Below are 14,644 nucleotides of genomic sequence, written 5' to 3'. Positions count from 1 at the left end.
TGCTGCGGCCCGCGTGGCGGACCGGTCTGGTGTTCGGTATGGCGGGTGTCAGCCCACCGGTTTAAGTACGACGTCGTCGGCATCCGTGCGTGTGGCGCGCTGGCCCAGCCAGGTGGTCAGCCCCAGCCGGCCGCCCTGGCCCAGCCGCGTCGCTGGCACCTGGGCGTGTGCGAGCACAAGCTGCACGTCCCAGGCCTTCTCGTCGCCGATGTAGCTGCGCACGGCCGCGACCAGTTGCGCCAGCGCGGCCCCGCCAGGGAGGAAATGCTCGAACTGGCTGCGCTCGAGCGGACCCAGGCGAAGGCGGAAGCGCTGCTGCGCCCCCCATACGTTGCCGCCTATGACCGCGGTGCGGCCCAGGCAGGCCACTTCGGTCGAGCGGCCCAGCCGCAGGTACGCCTCGCGCGGAAGGGGCATCCATTCGGCGACGAACTCGACTATCCGCACCGGGACGGCGAAGAATTGCTGCAGGAGGCTACGCAGCCCTTCGGCGTTGCGCGTCTGCGCCAGCATGTGTCCGGCGAAGAAGCGCTTGAAGTCGTCCGGCAGGGCATCGCGGCCCTCCAGCCCCGGCGTGGCCAGCCCGACCAGCGCGCCGGTGTAGAGGCGGAAGCGGTCCTGCGCCGGGCGGTCCGCCTGCACGGTTGGCTGGGAGTTGGCCCAAGCGCGGTAGAAAAGGCTCGCCATGCGATGGTGGAAGACGTCGGCGAACGCGACCAGCGTGGTGTCGCGCGCGTTGCGCTCGCGGTCGATCGCGTACTCGGTCAGGTGCAGCGGAAGCGGTGCATTGGGCCCGAACAGGCCGAAGAACAGGGCACGCATGCGCGCCGGACGCCCTTCCGCAGCGGACCTGTAGTCGCCGATGGTATTCGGCGCGAAGGCCAGCGATGGCGTCTGGCACAGTCGCACGAAATCTTCCGAGGGCTTGGTCGACTCGCCCAGCCGCGGCCGCGTCGGATGCGCGCACTCAAGCTGCCGGATCGCCTCGAAGAAATCGAAGTGGCCCGGCCGCTCCTCGAGCGCACGCTCGAGCGCTACAGCGTCTGGCGCGAGCCCAGGCGTGCCGGCCATCGGGCGACCTCGTTGCGTTCCAGGGTGCGCAGCACCGTCTCGGTGAAGGAGTTGATCGAGACGTAGCGTGCGAAGAAATGCTGCATGACCGCGCCGAGCAGGAAGGCGCCGGTACCTTCGAAGGCGCCCTCGTCGCAGGTCAGGGTGATTTCCAGGCCGCGACCGAAGCTGATCGGACCGGGTACCGGGATGCGCCGCACGATCGGTTGCGAGCCCACCGCCTTGATGCCGTCGATCTGCCGGCGCGCGGCCGAGTCGAACTCGTCGCAGTAGAGCGTGAGCAGCTCGCGCAGCGCGGCGGCGCCATCAGCGTTGCCTTCGCCCAGCAGCGAGACGTAGTTCAGCTGCAGATGGCTGAGCAGCCGCCAGGCGGTCTCGCCGCCAGCGACCGGGGCACGCGGCTTGGTCGGTCCAGCGACACAACGCACCGATTCGACCGGCGCACCGATGTCCAGCGTGAAGTCGGTATGCGACTTGCCCACCGGCATCTGCAGCGGGAGGTCCCGGTTGGTGCACATCAGCTGCATGCCGACCTGGCGCAGGCGGCTGGAATACGGCGCCTCGCTGCCGTCGACCAGCGCGATGAACAGCTCGCTGCCGACGTAGCTGGAGCGTGCACCCTGCAGTTTTTGCCGCGACGACAGCTGGCGCGGCTCGCGCCGCACCGTGTAGAACGCGCCATGGCCGGCCTGCCAGGTGCGCTCGTCGCAGCCGTAGAACGGCTGGAAGCGCTGCTCCGGCTCCTGGCTGTCGCCGAACCCCTCGACATTGCCGATCGAATGGATCTCGAAGTCCATCGGCCGTGTGCGGTCGGCCAGCACGTGATATTCGGTGCGGCCCTGTTGCAGGTGGATGCGATCGGCGCGGCGCGGAAACAGGTTCACCGCCGGCGTGCAGAACAACCGGAAGTTGCCCGCGTCCACCGCGTTGTGCAGGCGGCTGACGCTGCGATCGAACAGCACCACGATCTCGAAGTCGCTCCCGTGCGCCCGGGCAAGCGCCTGGCGCAGGCCGGTGAACACGGCGAACAGGAAGCGCTCCGGACAGGCGAAGTACTCCTGCAGCAGCCGGTAGCCGCTGAAGGAACGGCCGCTGTAGGGAATCATCGCCTCGGCGTCGTCGAAGCCCTTGGGCTTGATGCTGCCCGGTTCGAGCCAGGTGCTGGAGATACCGCCCTCGCCCTTGGCGCGCACCACCACGGCCGAGACGTTGCCCAGCAACTGCTCGTACAGCCTCTTGGGCAGTTCGTCGGCACCGGCCAGGAATACCGGGAGCTCATCCATGGCCAGCAGGTTGGCCTGCGCTCCGGCGGTGACCGCGAACTTCAGGCGCAGGCCGGCCCGCACGGCGCGGTCCGCGGGGACGGACACGCCCGCGGCGGCGACGGCCGCCGGCGTATCGAAATACTTCGCCTCGGTGAGCTTGAGCGGCCACAGCGATACGTCGTGCGCCGTGCGGTACTCGCATGCGGTGCGGTCATCGCGACCGGTCAGGCTGCGCAGGGCGGTGTGCCGCGGCACCACGTGACCAGCGACCAAGGCGCTTTCCTTGAGGTCCGCCGCCAGTTCCACCACCGCCATCGAGGGCACGGGGGCGAGATAGTGCGGATACACCATCTCCATCAAGTGCTGGGTGAACACCGGCTGCTGGGCGTCGAGCTTCAGCTGCACGCGCGCGGCGAGGAACGCGAAGCCCTCGAGCAGGCGCTCTACATAAGGATCGGCGCACTCGAAACCTTCCAGGCCAAGCCGGCCGGCGATCTTCGGGTACTCGCGCGCGAACTCGCCGCCCATCTCGCGCACGTGCTGCAGTTCGCGGTTGTAGTAGCGGAGCAGGCGCGGGTCCATGGCGTCAGCCCAGGCTTTCGGAGACGTTGAAGCGACCGGTTTCCAGGTCGATCTCGGTCTTGAGGTAAAGATTCAGCGGGATCGGTTGCGCCCACATCTCCGATTCGATGTTGAAGACCAGCGACTGCCGGTCCATGCGCTTGCCGTCGGCGTTGACAGTCACGCGCAAGGTGCTTCCGGTGAGGCGCGGCTCGAACGCGATCAGCGCCTCGCGCAACTGGCGTTGCAGGACGCTGGCGTCGACGCCGGACAGGGCCATGCCGGTCAGGTCCGGGATACCGAAATTGAGCACGGAGCGAGCCACTTCCGGGTAATCGTCAAGTTCCACGCCGCTGCCGAGGTTCACGCAGTTGAGCAGCCAGGAAATGTCCCGCGCCACGCAATCGCGCAGGCGCGTGGCGGAGATCACCCGCTTCTCGCGGCTCTCGTCGGCCTTGCCCGGCTCTTCGTCGGTCAACCGGTCGAGCAGCGAAGGCTGCAGGCGCTCCTGGGTAGTCAGCTCGGCCATCAGGCGGCTGGATCGTTGTTGAAAACGATGGTGCGCACGTCCAGCAACGAGTATTCGCCCGCGTCGGTGGCGAACATGCGCTGGCCAAGCCCGACGACCAGGCCGCAATCGCGCTCCTCCCAATCGGTGCGACGCGCGAGCACCACCTCGGCGTCGGCCGACCGCTCCGAGGCGGGATAGCGGCAAGGCACGAAGCCAACCGCCTGGCCGCCGTTGCTCCAGGTCACCTGTACCGGCGCCCAGATCTTGTCGCGAAGGTCGGTGGGCGCTTCGAAGGCCAGTTGCTTCAGGCGATCGAACGGCACCCAGGCATAGCCGCCGTTGACCACCATTTCCAGGCATGGTCCGAAACGCGGGTCCGCGTCGGCGATCCATTCGAAGGCCTCGCCGTCGATCTCGCCCGACACGGTCGGCGCCAGTTCGAAGGCCTGTTCACGCAGTGGCGCCGCTTGCGCATGCTGCCCCTGTGCATCGAGCCGGAGTGCCTGCAGCAGCAGCGCCATCCACTGGGACGGCTCGCCGACCACCGAAGGCATGCGCTCGCCGGCGAGCACGCCGACGCGCATCATTTCGCCCCGCAGGGCCTGCGCATAGGCGCCGGCCATCAGGGTGTTGTTCACGTCCAGATCGCCGCTGACCTTCAGCTGCGCCTGTGCGCGGTCCCACTGGCCCAGCAGGGCCAGCAGCTGGAACAGGAACACCCGGCAGCGCGCGTCCGCCGGGTTGTTCCGCACCTGCGAGGTGAGGCCCTGCAACGCCTCGTCCAGGCGACCTTCCTTCAGCATGTTCTCGGGTGTCATGGTCACGCCCCTGGAGGTTTCCGGTACGCCTGGCAAGGCGTTGCAGGTCAGGATCAGGCCTTGGCCACGCCCTGGATGTCGTAGGTGAACTCCTTGGCGCCGCCCTGCTTGGCACCCTTGTCGTCCTGCGGCTGGAACGAGTACTTGAACTTGCCGAAGTGCAGGGTGATGTTCTCGGTCAGGCGATCTTCGCCGCCGCTGCCGCCGGTCGACACGGAGGTCACCAGCACGCCCTCGGAGAGCTCGATGGTGAGGAAGTCGGTCTGCTCACCGGTGGCGTTGGTGACGTACAGCCACGCCTGGTCCATGCGACCGCCCGTGCAGACCGCGTCCAGCAGCGCGTTGGAGCAGCCGTCGACGTACTTGGTGATCGAGATGTCCTGCACATGGGCCTTGCCGCCGCTGGCCGAGCCACCGCCGGTGTGCAGGTCGCCGGTGTTGCTGACGCCCCACGACCAGGCAAGGATCGGCACCTCGCCCTTGTGCTTCTTGTGGTTGGACGCGCCTTCGATCTTGACCTTGCCGGCGCCGAACTTGATGTGCATGTCGAATGCCATGAAACCTTCTCCCTACGTTTCGTGATGGATGTTCGATACCGCCGGCGGGACGCGTCCCTGCCCTTCGGATCGTCTTGCTGCGGTGCGGTGGAACTTCGCCGGATGGCGCATGCGACGCGGCGATGGCGGCATGCGCCGCCATCGCCGGTCATGAGCGTCAGGCCTTGGCAGCCGACGGCAGGCGCGAAACCAGCCGCAGCGACACGGTGAGACCCTCGAGCTGGTAGTGCGGCTTGAGGAAGAACTTGGAGGTGTAGTAGCCGGGTGCGCCCTCGACCTCTTCCACTACCACCTCGGCGGCGGAGAGCGGTTTGCGCGCCTTGGTCTCCTCGCTGGAGTTGGCCGGATCGCCGTCGACGTACTGCATGACCCAGTTGGTCAGCCAGTTCTGCATCTGCTCGCGGTCGCTGAAGGAGCCGATCTTGTCGCGCACGATGCACTTCAGGTAGTGCGCGAAGCGGCAGCAGGCGAACATGTACGGCAGGCGGCAGCTCAGCGCGGCGTTGGCGGTGGCGTCCGGATCGTCGTACTCCTCCGGCTTGGCCAGCGACTGGGCGCTGATGAAGGCGGCCATGTCCGAGTTCTTGCGATGCACCAGCGGCATCAGGCCCATCTTGTCCAGCTCCGCCGAACGGCGGTCGGTGATGGCGATCTCGGTCGGGCACTTCATGTCCACACCGCCGTCGTCGGTCGGGAAGGCGTGCACCGGCAGGCCCTCGACCGCGCCACCGGACTCGATGCCGCGGATGCGCGAGCACCAGCCGTAGGCCTTGAACGAGCGGTTGATGTTGACCGCCATCGCGTAGGCGGCGTTCTGCCAGGTGTACTTGGAGGAATCGGCACCGGCGGTGTCTTCCTCGAAGTCGAACTCCTCCACCGGGTTGGTGGCGGCACCGTAGGGCAGGCGCGAGAGCGTGCGCGGCATCGCCAGGCCCAGGTACTTGGCGTCGTCCGACTCGCGCAGCGAACGCCAGGAGGCGTAGTCGGGCGTGGAGAAGATCTTGGCCAGGTCGCGCGGGTTGGACAGCTCGTTCCAGCTCTCCATGCCCATCAGGCTGGAGTTGGCCGCGGCCAGGAACGGCGCGTGCGCGGCGGCCGTTACCTGGGCGATACCGCCCAGCAGCTCGACGTCCTGCGGGCTGTGGTCGAAGTAGTAGTCGCCGACCAGGCAGCCGTACGGCTCGCCGCCGAGCTGGCCGTATTCCTCTTCGTACATCTTCTTGAAGATCGGGCTCTGGTCCCAGGCGGTGCCCTTGTAGCGCTTGAGCGTCTTGCCCAGCTCCTTCTTGGAGATGTTCATGACGCGGATCTTCAGGAGCTGGTCGGTCTCGGTGTTGTTGACCAGGTAATGCAGGCCGCGCCAGGCGCTTTCCAGCTTCTGGAAATCGGCGTGGTGCATGATCTGGTTGATCTGCTCGCTGAGCTTGCGGTCGATCTCGGCGATGTAGGCGTTGATCGTCTGCGCGACGTCGTCGGAAACCACGTCGGACTTGCTAAGCACCTGCTCGGCCAGCGTGCGGACGGCCGACTCGACCTCTTCCTTCGCACGGTCGCTCTTGGGTTTGAATTCCTTGCTCAGCAGCGCGGCGAAGTCGCCGGCCTCGAGGGTTTCGGTGGCTTGGCCGCGTTCGGCCAGGGTCTCGGTGGACATGTGCTTACTCCCCGTCGCTCGGCTTGGCGGCCGAGACCAGCGACTGCAGCAGTGCCGGATCGTTGATCGCCTGGGCGATCAGCTTCTCCGCACCGGCCTTGCCGTCCATGTAGGTGTTGAGGTTGGCCAGCTGCGTGCGGGCCTCGAGGAGCTTGGCGACCGGAGCGACCCTGCGCGCCACGGCGGCAGGCGAGAAGTCGTCCATGCTCTCGAAGGTGATGTCGACGCTGAGGTTGCCCTCGCCGGTCAGCGTGTTTGGCACGGCGAAGGACACGCGCGGCTTCATCGACTGCAGACGGCTGTCGAAGTTGTCGACGTCGATTTCCAGCGCCTTGCGGTCCTCGATCGGCGGCAGTTCGGCGTTGTTGGCGCCGGAGAGGTCCGACATCACACCCATCACGAACGGCACCTGCACCTTCTTCTGTGCGCCGTAGACCTCGACGTCGTACTCGATCTGCACCCGCGGCGCGCGGTTACGCGCGATGAACTTCTGACTGCTTTGCTTGGCCATTGCGGCTGTCTCCTGGGACTTGAGGTCTTCCGGTTGGAACGCGACGCCTTGAGGGCACGCCCGCGGACACGCGGCGCAGCGCGCGCACGTCCCTGCAGCGCGTCGACGGCACGGGCGTTGCGGAACGGGACCGTTCCGCTTGCGGCTCTGTCCGACTGGCGTGGCAAAGGGCGGGCTAGCGCCTTCCCACTGTTCTAGTGCGTGGGGGGCTTCACGTATCGACCACGGAAATGAACGCGCTGTTCAGCTTGCATTCACGAAGAAAACACGGGCACAGCAGCGCCCGTCAGGAACCCGATTGTGGGCTAATTTTCCCTGCCTCTCGAAATGGGATCGTCTGCGAGCGTGCTTCTACAAAGAAGGCCGATCGGCCTTCGCGTCGGCTTCAGGCCTGCAGCTCGCGCTGCAACCAGGCACGCGCCAGGCGCCACTCGCGTTGCACGGTGGTGGCGGAGATACCCAGCGCGGCGGCGATCTGCTCGGCGCTCAGGCCGACGAAGAAGCGCATGGAGACGATGCTGGCCTGGCGCGGGTCGATCTGTTCCAGCGTGTCCAGCGCGTCGAGCAGGCCCACGTAGTCGACGTCGGGCATCAGCGAACCGGAGATTTCGGACAGCTCGATGCGGTCGCAGTCCTGCGGGCGCTTGGCTGCCTGGCGGCGGCGGGCCGAATCGACCAGCACCTCGCGCATCGCCCTGGCTGCCACGCCGAGCAGGTGGCCGCGGCTTTCCCATTGCGGCGGGCAATTGCCGCCGAACACCTTCAGGTAGGCCTCGTTGACCAGGGCGGTGGCGCTAAGGGTGCGCTCGCTGGTGTTGCGGCGCAGTTGCGCGCCGGCCAGCCGGTGCAGCGCCGCGTACATCTGGCGCAGCGCCTCCTCCAGCGCGGCGGTATCGCCCGCCTGCGCCGAATGCAGCAGTCGCGTCACATCGACACTGGTATTCACGGCTGTGGTGGCCCCTTCCCGCCCCGATGGCCGCGGACCGGCTGGCGCCGATCCCGGACGCGGCCAGACTCGGCCGCGGGGAAAAGTATAGGCCAAAGGCCTGGCAACGACGGGAAGTGGGCCGGGTTTTCGCACTACGGGGTCGCCGCGACTGCCCTGCTAGACTCGCCCGATGCTCAAGATCGACACCCACGCGCACATCCTGCCCCGCGACTGGCCCAACCTGGCCGCCAAATACGGCAACGACCGCTTCCCGGTCATGACCCATACCGACGGCCGCCACCGCATCTACAAGGACGGCAAGTTTTTCCGCGAAGTGTGGGATTCGGCGTTCGATCCGCAGACCCGCATCGACGACTACGCCCGCTTCGGCGTGGACGTGCAGGTCATCTCCACCGTGCCGGTGCTGTTTTCATACTGGGCCCCCGGTTACCAGGCGCTGGAGCTGCATCGGCACCTGAACGACCACATGGCGCAGATGTGCCAGGACTACCCGCGCCACTACGCGGGCATCGGCACGGTTCCGCTGCAGGCGCCGGAACTGGCCATCCGCGAGTTGGAGCGCTGCATCGACGAACTGGGGCTGCAGGGCGTGCAGATCGGCTCGCATTGCAACGACTGGAACCTGGACGCGCCGGAGCTGTTCCCGTTCTTCGAGGCCGCAGCGGACCTGGGGGCCGCAATCCTGGTCCATCCCTGGGACATGATGGGCACCGACACCATGCCCAAGTACTGGATGCCCTGGCTGGTAGGCATGCCCGCCGAGCAGTCGCGCGCCGGCTGCTGCCTGGCCTTTGGCGGCGTGCTGGAACGGTTGCCGAAGCTGCGCATCATGCTGGCCCACGGCGGCGGCAGCTTTCCCTGGTCGATCGGACGCATCGAGCACGGCTTCCGCATGCGCCCGGACCTGGTCGCCACCGACAACCCGCGCAACCCGCGCGAGTACCTCAAGCGCCTGTACTTCGACTCCTGCGTGCACGACGAGCGGGCGCTGCGTTATCTCCTGGATGTGACCGGCGTCGATCGCGTGATGCTGGGCACCGACTATCCTTTCCCGCTGGGCGAACAGGAGCCCGGCAGCGGCATCGAGGCCTTGAGGCTGGATGAAGCGGACCGTGCTCGCTTGTTCCACGGCACCGCACTGGAATGGCTGGGCCTGCCCTTGCAGCGATTTGTCCCCCAGGCACCTATTCCGGAGCGTTCATGAACCTCTACCGCAGCTTCTTCCTGGTCGGCGCCCTGCTGCTGGCCGGCCCCGCCTGCGCCACCGATGTCAGCATGGCCGGCGGCGATGTCGCCTTCAGCACGCCGGACAACTGGGTCACCATCATGGAAACCCAGGGCGTGCCAGAAATGCGCGTATTCCAGGTACCCGACCCCTCGCCCACCGCCCGCGACAATCTCTCCTCGGTCACGGTGGAAGTGGAGCCGGTCAGCGACCTTGCCGCCTTCCAGCAGTACGTGGGCATCGCCACCCGCAAGGCCAAGGCGCTCGACGGTTACAAGGCCATCGGCAGCCCCGATGGCCCCAACAGCCAGGCCTACACCTCGCAGGAACACGGTACGGCCTACCGCTACGACGAGCGGTTCTGGTTCAAGAACAACCACGCGGTCCGCCTGCGCTGCGCCCGACCGGCCCGCAGCGAGGCCGGCGCCGCCTGGGCCGCCGCATTCGACAAGGGCTGCGACGCGGTCGCCGCCGACCTGGCCCGATGAGGTTCCAAGGATGACGCACTACCAGGCCTCCGCCACGTGGGCGGCCGCCGCCGATGAAGCCGACCCGCTGCGCGCGTTCCGCGACGAGTTCCTGATTCCCCCGCACGAAGGCCGCGATTCGCATTACTTCTGCGGCAACTCGCTGGGCCTGCAGCCCCGCGCGGTGCGCGACTCGGTTGCAGCGGAGCTGGACTACTGGGGCGAGTTGGGCGTCGAAGGCCATTTCAAGGGCCGGCTGCCCTGGATGGACTACCACGAGTTCGTGCGCGACGACCTGGCGCAGGTGGTCGGCGCGCTACCGTCCGAAGTGGTGGCGATGAACACGCTGGGCGTGAACCTGCACCTGATGATGGTGAGCTTCTACCGTCCCTCGCCCGAGCGCCACGCGATCCTGATCGAAGCCGGCGCCTTTCCCACCGATCGCTATGCGGTCGAGTCGCAGATCCGGTTCCACGGCTACGACCCCGCCACCGCGCTGATCGAGCTGGAGCCGGACGAGCCCAATGGCACGATCTCGGACGCGGCCTTCGAGCGCGCCCTGGCCGAACACGGCGCGCGCACCGCGCTGGTGATGCTGCCGGGCGTGCAGTACCGCACCGGCCAGGCGTTCGACCTGAAGGCGATCGCCCGCCTGGCCCACGCACAGGGTTGCCAGGTCGGGTTCGACCTCGCCCATGCGGTCGGCAACCTGCCGCTGCAGCTGCACGACAGCGACGCGGATTTCGCCATCTGGTGCAGCTACAAGTATTTGAATTCCGGCCCTGGCGCCGTCGGTGGGGCGTTCGTGCACGAGCGCCATGCGCGCGAAGCGTTGCCGCGCTTTGCCGGCTGGTGGGGTCACGACAAGACCACCCGCTTCCAGATGGGTCCGCAGTTCGAGCCGACGCCCGGCGCGGACGGCTGGCAGCTTTCCAACCCGCCGATCCTTGCGCTGGCGCCGCTGCGTGTGTCGCTGGAACTCTTCCGCCGCGCCGGCATGGCGTGGCTGCGCGAAAAGTCGCTGGCGCTGACCGGCTATCTCGAATGGCTGGTGCGCACGCAGTTGCCCGACGTGCTGGAAATCGTCACGCCCGCCGACCCGGCGCGTCGTGGCGCGCAGCTGTCGATCCGCGTGCTCGGCGGCCGCGCCCGTGGGCGCGCGCTCTTCGAATACCTGATGGCCCACGGCATCATCGGCGACTGGCGCGAGCCGGACGTCATCCGCATTTCCCCCGCCCCGCTCTACAACCGCCACGCCGATTGCCTCGCCTTTGCGGAGGCGGTGCGGCGCTGGGCCACCGGCTGACATGTCCGACGAGCAGGCGCACTGGGAAGGGGTCTACCGCAACCGCTCCGCCCAGGCGGTGAGCTGGTATCGCCCGCACCTGGACGCGTCGCTGGCATTGCTGCGCCAGGCCGGCCTGGATGCTTCCACGCGCCTGGTGGACGTAGGCGGTGGCGCCTCCACGCTGGTCGATGACCTGCTCGCGCAGGGACTTGGCGGCATCACCGTGCTGGACCTTTCGCAAGCGGCCCTCGACGTCGCGCGCGAACGCCTGGGTTCACGCGGCGAGGCGGTGCACTGGCTCGCCACCGACCTTCTGGACGCCGACCTCGCGCCTGCCGCCTTCGATCTCTGGCACGACCGCGCGGTGCTGCATTTCCTTACATCGCCGGCGCAAACCACACGCTATGCGGCACAGGCGGCGCGCGCCGTGCGCCCGGGCGGGCATGCCGTGATCGGCGGCTTCGCCCCGGACGGCCCGGAGCGATGCAGCGGGCTGCCGGTCGCGCGGCGCTCCGCCGGCGACATCGCCGCCCTGCTCGGTGCGGCATTCCGCCTGGTCGACGAACGCTCCGAACAACACACCACGCCCGCCGGCACCTGCCAGGCGTTCGCCTACGCGTTGCTCGAACGGCGCTGACGCGTTTCATCGTGGCTTGATCGCGGATCGGCGAGGGTTGGTCCTTCCGCCGCCCGGAGACCGCCATGAAAAACGACGCACCGCACGACGATACCGACCTCAACAAGCTCGGCGAATTGATCGACAACATCGAGGTGGCGATGCTCACCACGCTGGCCTCGGATGGCTCCCTGGTCAGCCGCCCGCTGCAGACGCTCAAGCTCACCGCCGACGGCGAACTGGTGTTCTTCACCGCCGCCGACAGCGCCAAGGTCGACCAGCTCACCGACGACCTGGACGTCAACCTCGCCTACGCCAACCAGGGCGACAAATGCTACGTCTCCGTGCGCGGGCGGGCGCGCATCAACCGCGACCAGGCCTTGATCGAAGAACTGTGGTCGCCGGCGCAGAACGTGTTCTTCTCCGGCAAGGACGATCCCAACCTCACGGTACTTCGCGTGCGCGTGCGCGATGCGATGTACTGGGAGTCGTCGGGCAATTTCGTGGAGCGCGCGCTGGATTTCGCCCGCGGCATGTGGAGCGAGCAGCCGCGCGACCTCGGCCACCAGGGCCACCTCCACGGCTGACGCTGCTTTACGTCAGCCGCCTCGCAGCACCTGCCGCAATTTGCGTCCCAGTTCGGCGAGCGTATAGGGCTTGCCGAGCAGCGGTGACTGCGGATCCGTCGCGCCGTTGCGCTGCGCCGCCGCGGCCGAGTAGCCGGTGGTGAACAGCACCTTCAGGCCTGGCCGGCGACGGCGAGCTTCCTCCGCCAGCCGGCGTCCGTCGATCTGTGGCATGACCACGTCGGTCAGCAGCAACGCCACGTCCGCGTGCGCGGCGAGGCCGTCCAGCGCGGCCTGCGCGCCGTCCGCCTCCAGTACGCGGTAGCCCAGCTCCTGCAGGGCCTCGGCGGTGACCCTGCGCACCGCCGGCTCATCGTCCACCAGCAGGATCAGTTCCTGTTGTCCGGTCGGCAACGCGGCCGGCCCCGGTGATGCTTTCTGTCCGCCCGCCTCGCCGACCAGCCGCGGCAGGTAGACCTTGACGCCGGTGCCGCGGCCCGGCTCCGAATAGATCGCGACGTGTCCGCCCGACTGCTTGACGAAGCCATAGACCTGGCTGAGGCCCAGGCCGGTGCCCTGTCCCGCCTGCTTGGTGGTGAAGAACGGATCGAAGGCGCGCGCGGCCACCTCCGGCGGCATGCCGGTGCCACTGTCGCTGACCGTGATCGACACATAGTCGCCGGCGTCCGTGTCCGGATGCGTGGCCACATAACGCCGATCGAGGCTGGCGTTGGCCGTTTCGATGGTCAGGCGGCCGCCGCCGGGCATGGCGTCGCGGGCGTTCACCGCGAGATTGAGGATGGCGTTCTCAAGCTGGTTCGCATCCACCAGCGTCGGCCACAACCCGGCGCCCGTCAGCACTTCCAGGCGAATGTTCGGGCCGATCGCATGGCGCAGCAGCCCGGACATGCCTTCCACCAACACATTGGCATCCACCGGGCGCGGCTCCAGCGGCTGCTGTCGGGCGAAAGCGAGCAGGCGCTGGGTCAGCGTGGCGGCGCGGCTGGCCGCCTCCATGGCGTTCCCGGCGTACCGCTGCTCGGGCGTGTCTTCGGGCAACCGGTGTTGCAGCAGGTCGAGCGAGCCGATCACCACGGCAAGCATGTTGTTGAAGTCGTGCGCGATGCCGCCGGTAAGGTGGCCGACCGCCTCCATCTTCTGGCTCTGCCGCAAGGTCGCCTCGGCCTGGGCCAGTGCGTTCGCCTGTTCCTTCTGTTCGGTGACGTCGCGCCCGCTGGCGTAGATCGTGCCTTCGTCCTGGCTGGCGAGCCAGGAGATGTAGCGGTAACTGCCGTCCTTGTGCCGCATGCGGTTCTCGAACGCCGGGCCCCTGATCAAGCTCGAGAAGAAGGGGCGCTCGCCGACCTGGCGATCGTCGGGGTGGATGAATTCGTAGGCGCGGTGCCCGACCACCTCTGTCGCCCGCCAGCCGAGCATCGTGTACCAGGCGTCGCTGACCTGCAGGAAGTAGCCGCGCTCGTCGACCATCGCCTGCAGGTCGCGCGAATGCTTCCACGCGCGGTCGCGCTCGAGGGTGCGGGCCTCGACCCGTTGCTCGAGCGTTTCGTTGATCTCGCGCAGGCGTTCTTCCGCGGCGCGGCGCTCGTCGATCTCGCCTTGCGCCACGGCGTACAGGTTCGCATTGTCGATCGCGATCGCCGCGTGCGCGGCGATGCCGGCCATCAGGCGTTCGTGCCGCGCCGAAAAACGCCCGGGCTCGGGATGGCCGAAAAACAACCCACCCGACACCCGCCCCGAGCGGGAGACCACCGGCACGGCCAGGTAGCTGCGCACCGGTGGATGGCCGGGCGGCAGGCCATGGTAGGGCGGGCCCTTGCCGTAACGCGGGTCGCGCAGGACGTCGTCGCAGCGGACGACACTCTCGCCCGAGAGCGTGGGACGGAACAGGAGGCTGGCCCGCGGCATGGGGTACCGATCGAACACGTGCCGGTCCACGCCGGAGAGGGTGTAGAGCATCATGCGCTCGCCCGCCTCGTTGGTGGTGTTGTAGAAGAACGCGCCCATGCTGGCGCCGATCAGCGCGACGCCGGCGTCGGTGACCGTCTGCACGACGCGCTCCAGTTCCAGTTCGCTGGCCACCGTCGCACCTACGCGATTGAGCGTCTCCAGCGCCTGGCTTTCGTCACGCAATGCCCGCTCGGTCTGCACGCGCACCGTGTCGTCGTGCATGGTGAGGACGGCACCGAGGGGCTTGCCATCGACATCGTGGATCGGGCGCGCGGAGCCCTGCGCGATGATCTCGGAACCGTCCGGACGCCGGATGCGCCAGCAGGCGCCGGTGACGATTTCACCATCGAACACCGCCCGCGACAGCGGCAGCTCGCGCGACGGATAGGGCCGTCCATCCTCGGTCAGCAACCTGTAGGCGCAGGCGTAGTCGTCCGGGCCTACGTCGAGCCGGGCAACTCCATGCAACCGTGCCGCGGCTTCGTTGACGAAGGTGATGCGGCCCGTGGTGTCGACCAGGATCACGCCTTCGGCCAGCTGTCCCAGCACGGCCGCCTGCTCGGCGGCGAGCAGCTCGCGCGGCATGCCTCGCCGATTTTCAGCCCCGGTCATGGCGGTCG

General features: G+C 67.9%; 14 protein-coding genes. 5 read left to right on the top strand and 9 right to left on the bottom strand.

What is annotated here, in order from left to right; genetic code table 11:
* Positions 1–48: 48 nt before the first annotated feature.
* The 8 genes from tssG to ACFWZ4_RS09895 all read right to left on the bottom strand — a co-directional run bounded on the left by tssG (position 49) and on the right by ACFWZ4_RS09895 (position 7,891).
* On the bottom strand, positions 49–1,071 hold the full coding sequence (tssG, locus tag ACFWZ4_RS09930; protein ID WP_439704521.1) for a type VI secretion system baseplate subunit TssG: 1,023 nt from the start codon (positions 1,069–1,071) through the stop codon (positions 49–51).
* Positions 1,035–2,918 carry a type VI secretion system baseplate subunit TssF gene (gene tssF, locus ACFWZ4_RS09925; protein ID WP_439704520.1) on the bottom strand — a complete coding sequence of 628 codons (1,884 nt, stop codon included), beginning with the start codon at positions 2,916–2,918 and terminating at the stop codon, positions 1,035–1,037. Before tssF ends, tssG begins: the two co-directional genes overlap by 37 nt.
* 4 nt (positions 2,919–2,922) lie before the next feature.
* A complete protein-coding gene (tssE, locus tag ACFWZ4_RS09920; RefSeq protein ID WP_439704519.1) occupies positions 2,923–3,426 on the bottom strand; it encodes a type VI secretion system baseplate subunit TssE in 504 nt (167 codons plus the stop codon).
* A complete protein-coding gene (locus ACFWZ4_RS09915) occupies positions 3,426–4,226 on the bottom strand; it encodes a type VI secretion system accessory protein TagJ (RefSeq protein WP_439704518.1) in 801 nt (266 codons plus the stop codon). Before ACFWZ4_RS09915 ends, tssE begins: the two co-directional genes overlap by 1 nt.
* Before the next feature lie 53 nt (positions 4,227–4,279).
* Complete coding sequence (locus tag ACFWZ4_RS09910; RefSeq protein ID WP_231324726.1) at positions 4,280–4,783, bottom strand: Hcp family type VI secretion system effector; 504 nt, start codon at positions 4,781–4,783, stop codon at positions 4,280–4,282.
* 157 nt (positions 4,784–4,940) lie between these two features.
* A complete protein-coding gene (tssC, locus tag ACFWZ4_RS09905; RefSeq protein ID WP_439704517.1) occupies positions 4,941–6,434 on the bottom strand; it encodes a type VI secretion system contractile sheath large subunit in 1,494 nt (497 codons plus the stop codon).
* 4 nt (positions 6,435–6,438) lie between these two features.
* Complete coding sequence (gene tssB, locus ACFWZ4_RS09900) at positions 6,439–6,945, bottom strand: type VI secretion system contractile sheath small subunit (RefSeq protein ID WP_231324722.1); 507 nt, start codon at positions 6,943–6,945, stop codon at positions 6,439–6,441.
* A 385-nt stretch (positions 6,946–7,330) separates the two neighbouring features.
* Positions 7,331–7,891 carry an ECF-type sigma factor gene (locus tag ACFWZ4_RS09895; protein WP_439704516.1) on the bottom strand — a complete coding sequence of 187 codons (561 nt, stop codon included), beginning with the start codon at positions 7,889–7,891 and terminating at the stop codon, positions 7,331–7,333.
* 172 nt (positions 7,892–8,063) lie between these two features.
* Here ACFWZ4_RS09895 and ACFWZ4_RS09890 point away from each other — a divergent pair, with 172 nt between their 5' ends.
* From ACFWZ4_RS09890 to ACFWZ4_RS09870, 5 genes are all read left to right on the top strand, one after another.
* A complete protein-coding gene (locus ACFWZ4_RS09890) occupies positions 8,064–9,098 on the top strand; it encodes an amidohydrolase family protein (RefSeq protein WP_439704515.1) in 1,035 nt (344 codons plus the stop codon).
* On the top strand, positions 9,095–9,607 hold the full coding sequence (locus ACFWZ4_RS09885; protein WP_439704514.1) for a hypothetical protein: 513 nt from the start codon (positions 9,095–9,097) through the stop codon (positions 9,605–9,607). Before ACFWZ4_RS09890 ends, ACFWZ4_RS09885 begins: the two co-directional genes overlap by 4 nt.
* Positions 9,608–9,617: 10 nt before the next feature.
* Positions 9,618–10,892 carry a kynureninase gene (gene kynU / locus ACFWZ4_RS09880; protein WP_439704513.1) on the top strand — a complete coding sequence of 425 codons (1,275 nt, stop codon included), beginning with the start codon at positions 9,618–9,620 and terminating at the stop codon, positions 10,890–10,892.
* A gap of 1 nt (position 10,893) precedes the next feature.
* Positions 10,894–11,511 (top strand): class I SAM-dependent methyltransferase, encoded by a 618-nt coding sequence (locus ACFWZ4_RS09875; RefSeq protein WP_439704512.1) that lies wholly within the window; start codon positions 10,894–10,896, stop codon positions 11,509–11,511.
* 65 nt (positions 11,512–11,576) lie between these two features.
* A complete protein-coding gene (locus ACFWZ4_RS09870; RefSeq protein WP_439704511.1) occupies positions 11,577–12,077 on the top strand; it encodes a pyridoxamine 5'-phosphate oxidase family protein in 501 nt (166 codons plus the stop codon).
* Between the two features lie 12 nt (positions 12,078–12,089).
* On the opposite strand, the gene ACFWZ4_RS09865 is transcribed toward ACFWZ4_RS09870, so the two are convergent.
* Entirely contained in the window at positions 12,090–14,636 is a 2,547-nt protein-coding gene (locus tag ACFWZ4_RS09865; protein WP_439704510.1) for a PAS domain S-box protein, read from the bottom strand.
* Between the last annotated feature and the right edge of the window lie 8 nt (positions 14,637–14,644).

Origin of the sequence: Frateuria sp. GZRe12, assembly GCF_051900535.1 — a bacterium.
In the GTDB taxonomy this organism is placed as follows: domain Bacteria; phylum Pseudomonadota; class Gammaproteobacteria; order Xanthomonadales; family Rhodanobacteraceae; genus Frateuria_A.
Note: the sequence above shows the minus strand (reverse complement) of the source record. Positions and strands in the feature narration are given on the sequence as shown.

Bases quoted from the DNA above. Each gene is read 5' to 3' on its own strand.
- tssG (WP_439704521.1), bottom strand. From the start codon at position 1,071: ATGGCCGGCACGCCTGGGCTCGCGCCAGACGCTGTAGCGCTCGAGCGT.
- tssF (WP_439704520.1), bottom strand. From the start codon at position 2,918: ATGGACCCGCGCCTGCTCCGCTACTACAACCGCGAACTGCAGCACGTG.
- tssE (WP_439704519.1), bottom strand. From the start codon at position 3,426: ATGGCCGAGCTGACTACCCAGGAGCGCCTGCAGCCTTCGCTGCTCGAC.
- ACFWZ4_RS09915 (WP_439704518.1), bottom strand. From the start codon at position 4,226: ATGACACCCGAGAACATGCTGAAGGAAGGTCGCCTGGACGAGGCGTTG.
- ACFWZ4_RS09910 (WP_231324726.1), bottom strand. From the start codon at position 4,783: ATGGCATTCGACATGCACATCAAGTTCGGCGCCGGCAAGGTCAAGATC.
- tssC (WP_439704517.1), bottom strand. From the start codon at position 6,434: ATGTCCACCGAGACCCTGGCCGAACGCGGCCAAGCCACCGAAACCCTC.
- tssB (WP_231324722.1), bottom strand. From the start codon at position 6,945: ATGGCCAAGCAAAGCAGTCAGAAGTTCATCGCGCGTAACCGCGCGCCG.
- ACFWZ4_RS09890 (WP_439704515.1), top strand. From the start codon at position 8,064: ATGCTCAAGATCGACACCCACGCGCACATCCTGCCCCGCGACTGGCCC.
- ACFWZ4_RS09885 (WP_439704514.1), top strand. From the start codon at position 9,095: ATGAACCTCTACCGCAGCTTCTTCCTGGTCGGCGCCCTGCTGCTGGCC.
- kynU (WP_439704513.1), top strand. From the start codon at position 9,618: ATGACGCACTACCAGGCCTCCGCCACGTGGGCGGCCGCCGCCGATGAA.
- ACFWZ4_RS09875 (WP_439704512.1), top strand. From the start codon at position 10,894: ATGTCCGACGAGCAGGCGCACTGGGAAGGGGTCTACCGCAACCGCTCC.
- ACFWZ4_RS09870 (WP_439704511.1), top strand. From the start codon at position 11,577: ATGAAAAACGACGCACCGCACGACGATACCGACCTCAACAAGCTCGGC.
- ACFWZ4_RS09865 (WP_439704510.1), bottom strand. From the start codon at position 14,636: ATGACCGGGGCTGAAAATCGGCGAGGCATGCCGCGCGAGCTGCTCGCC.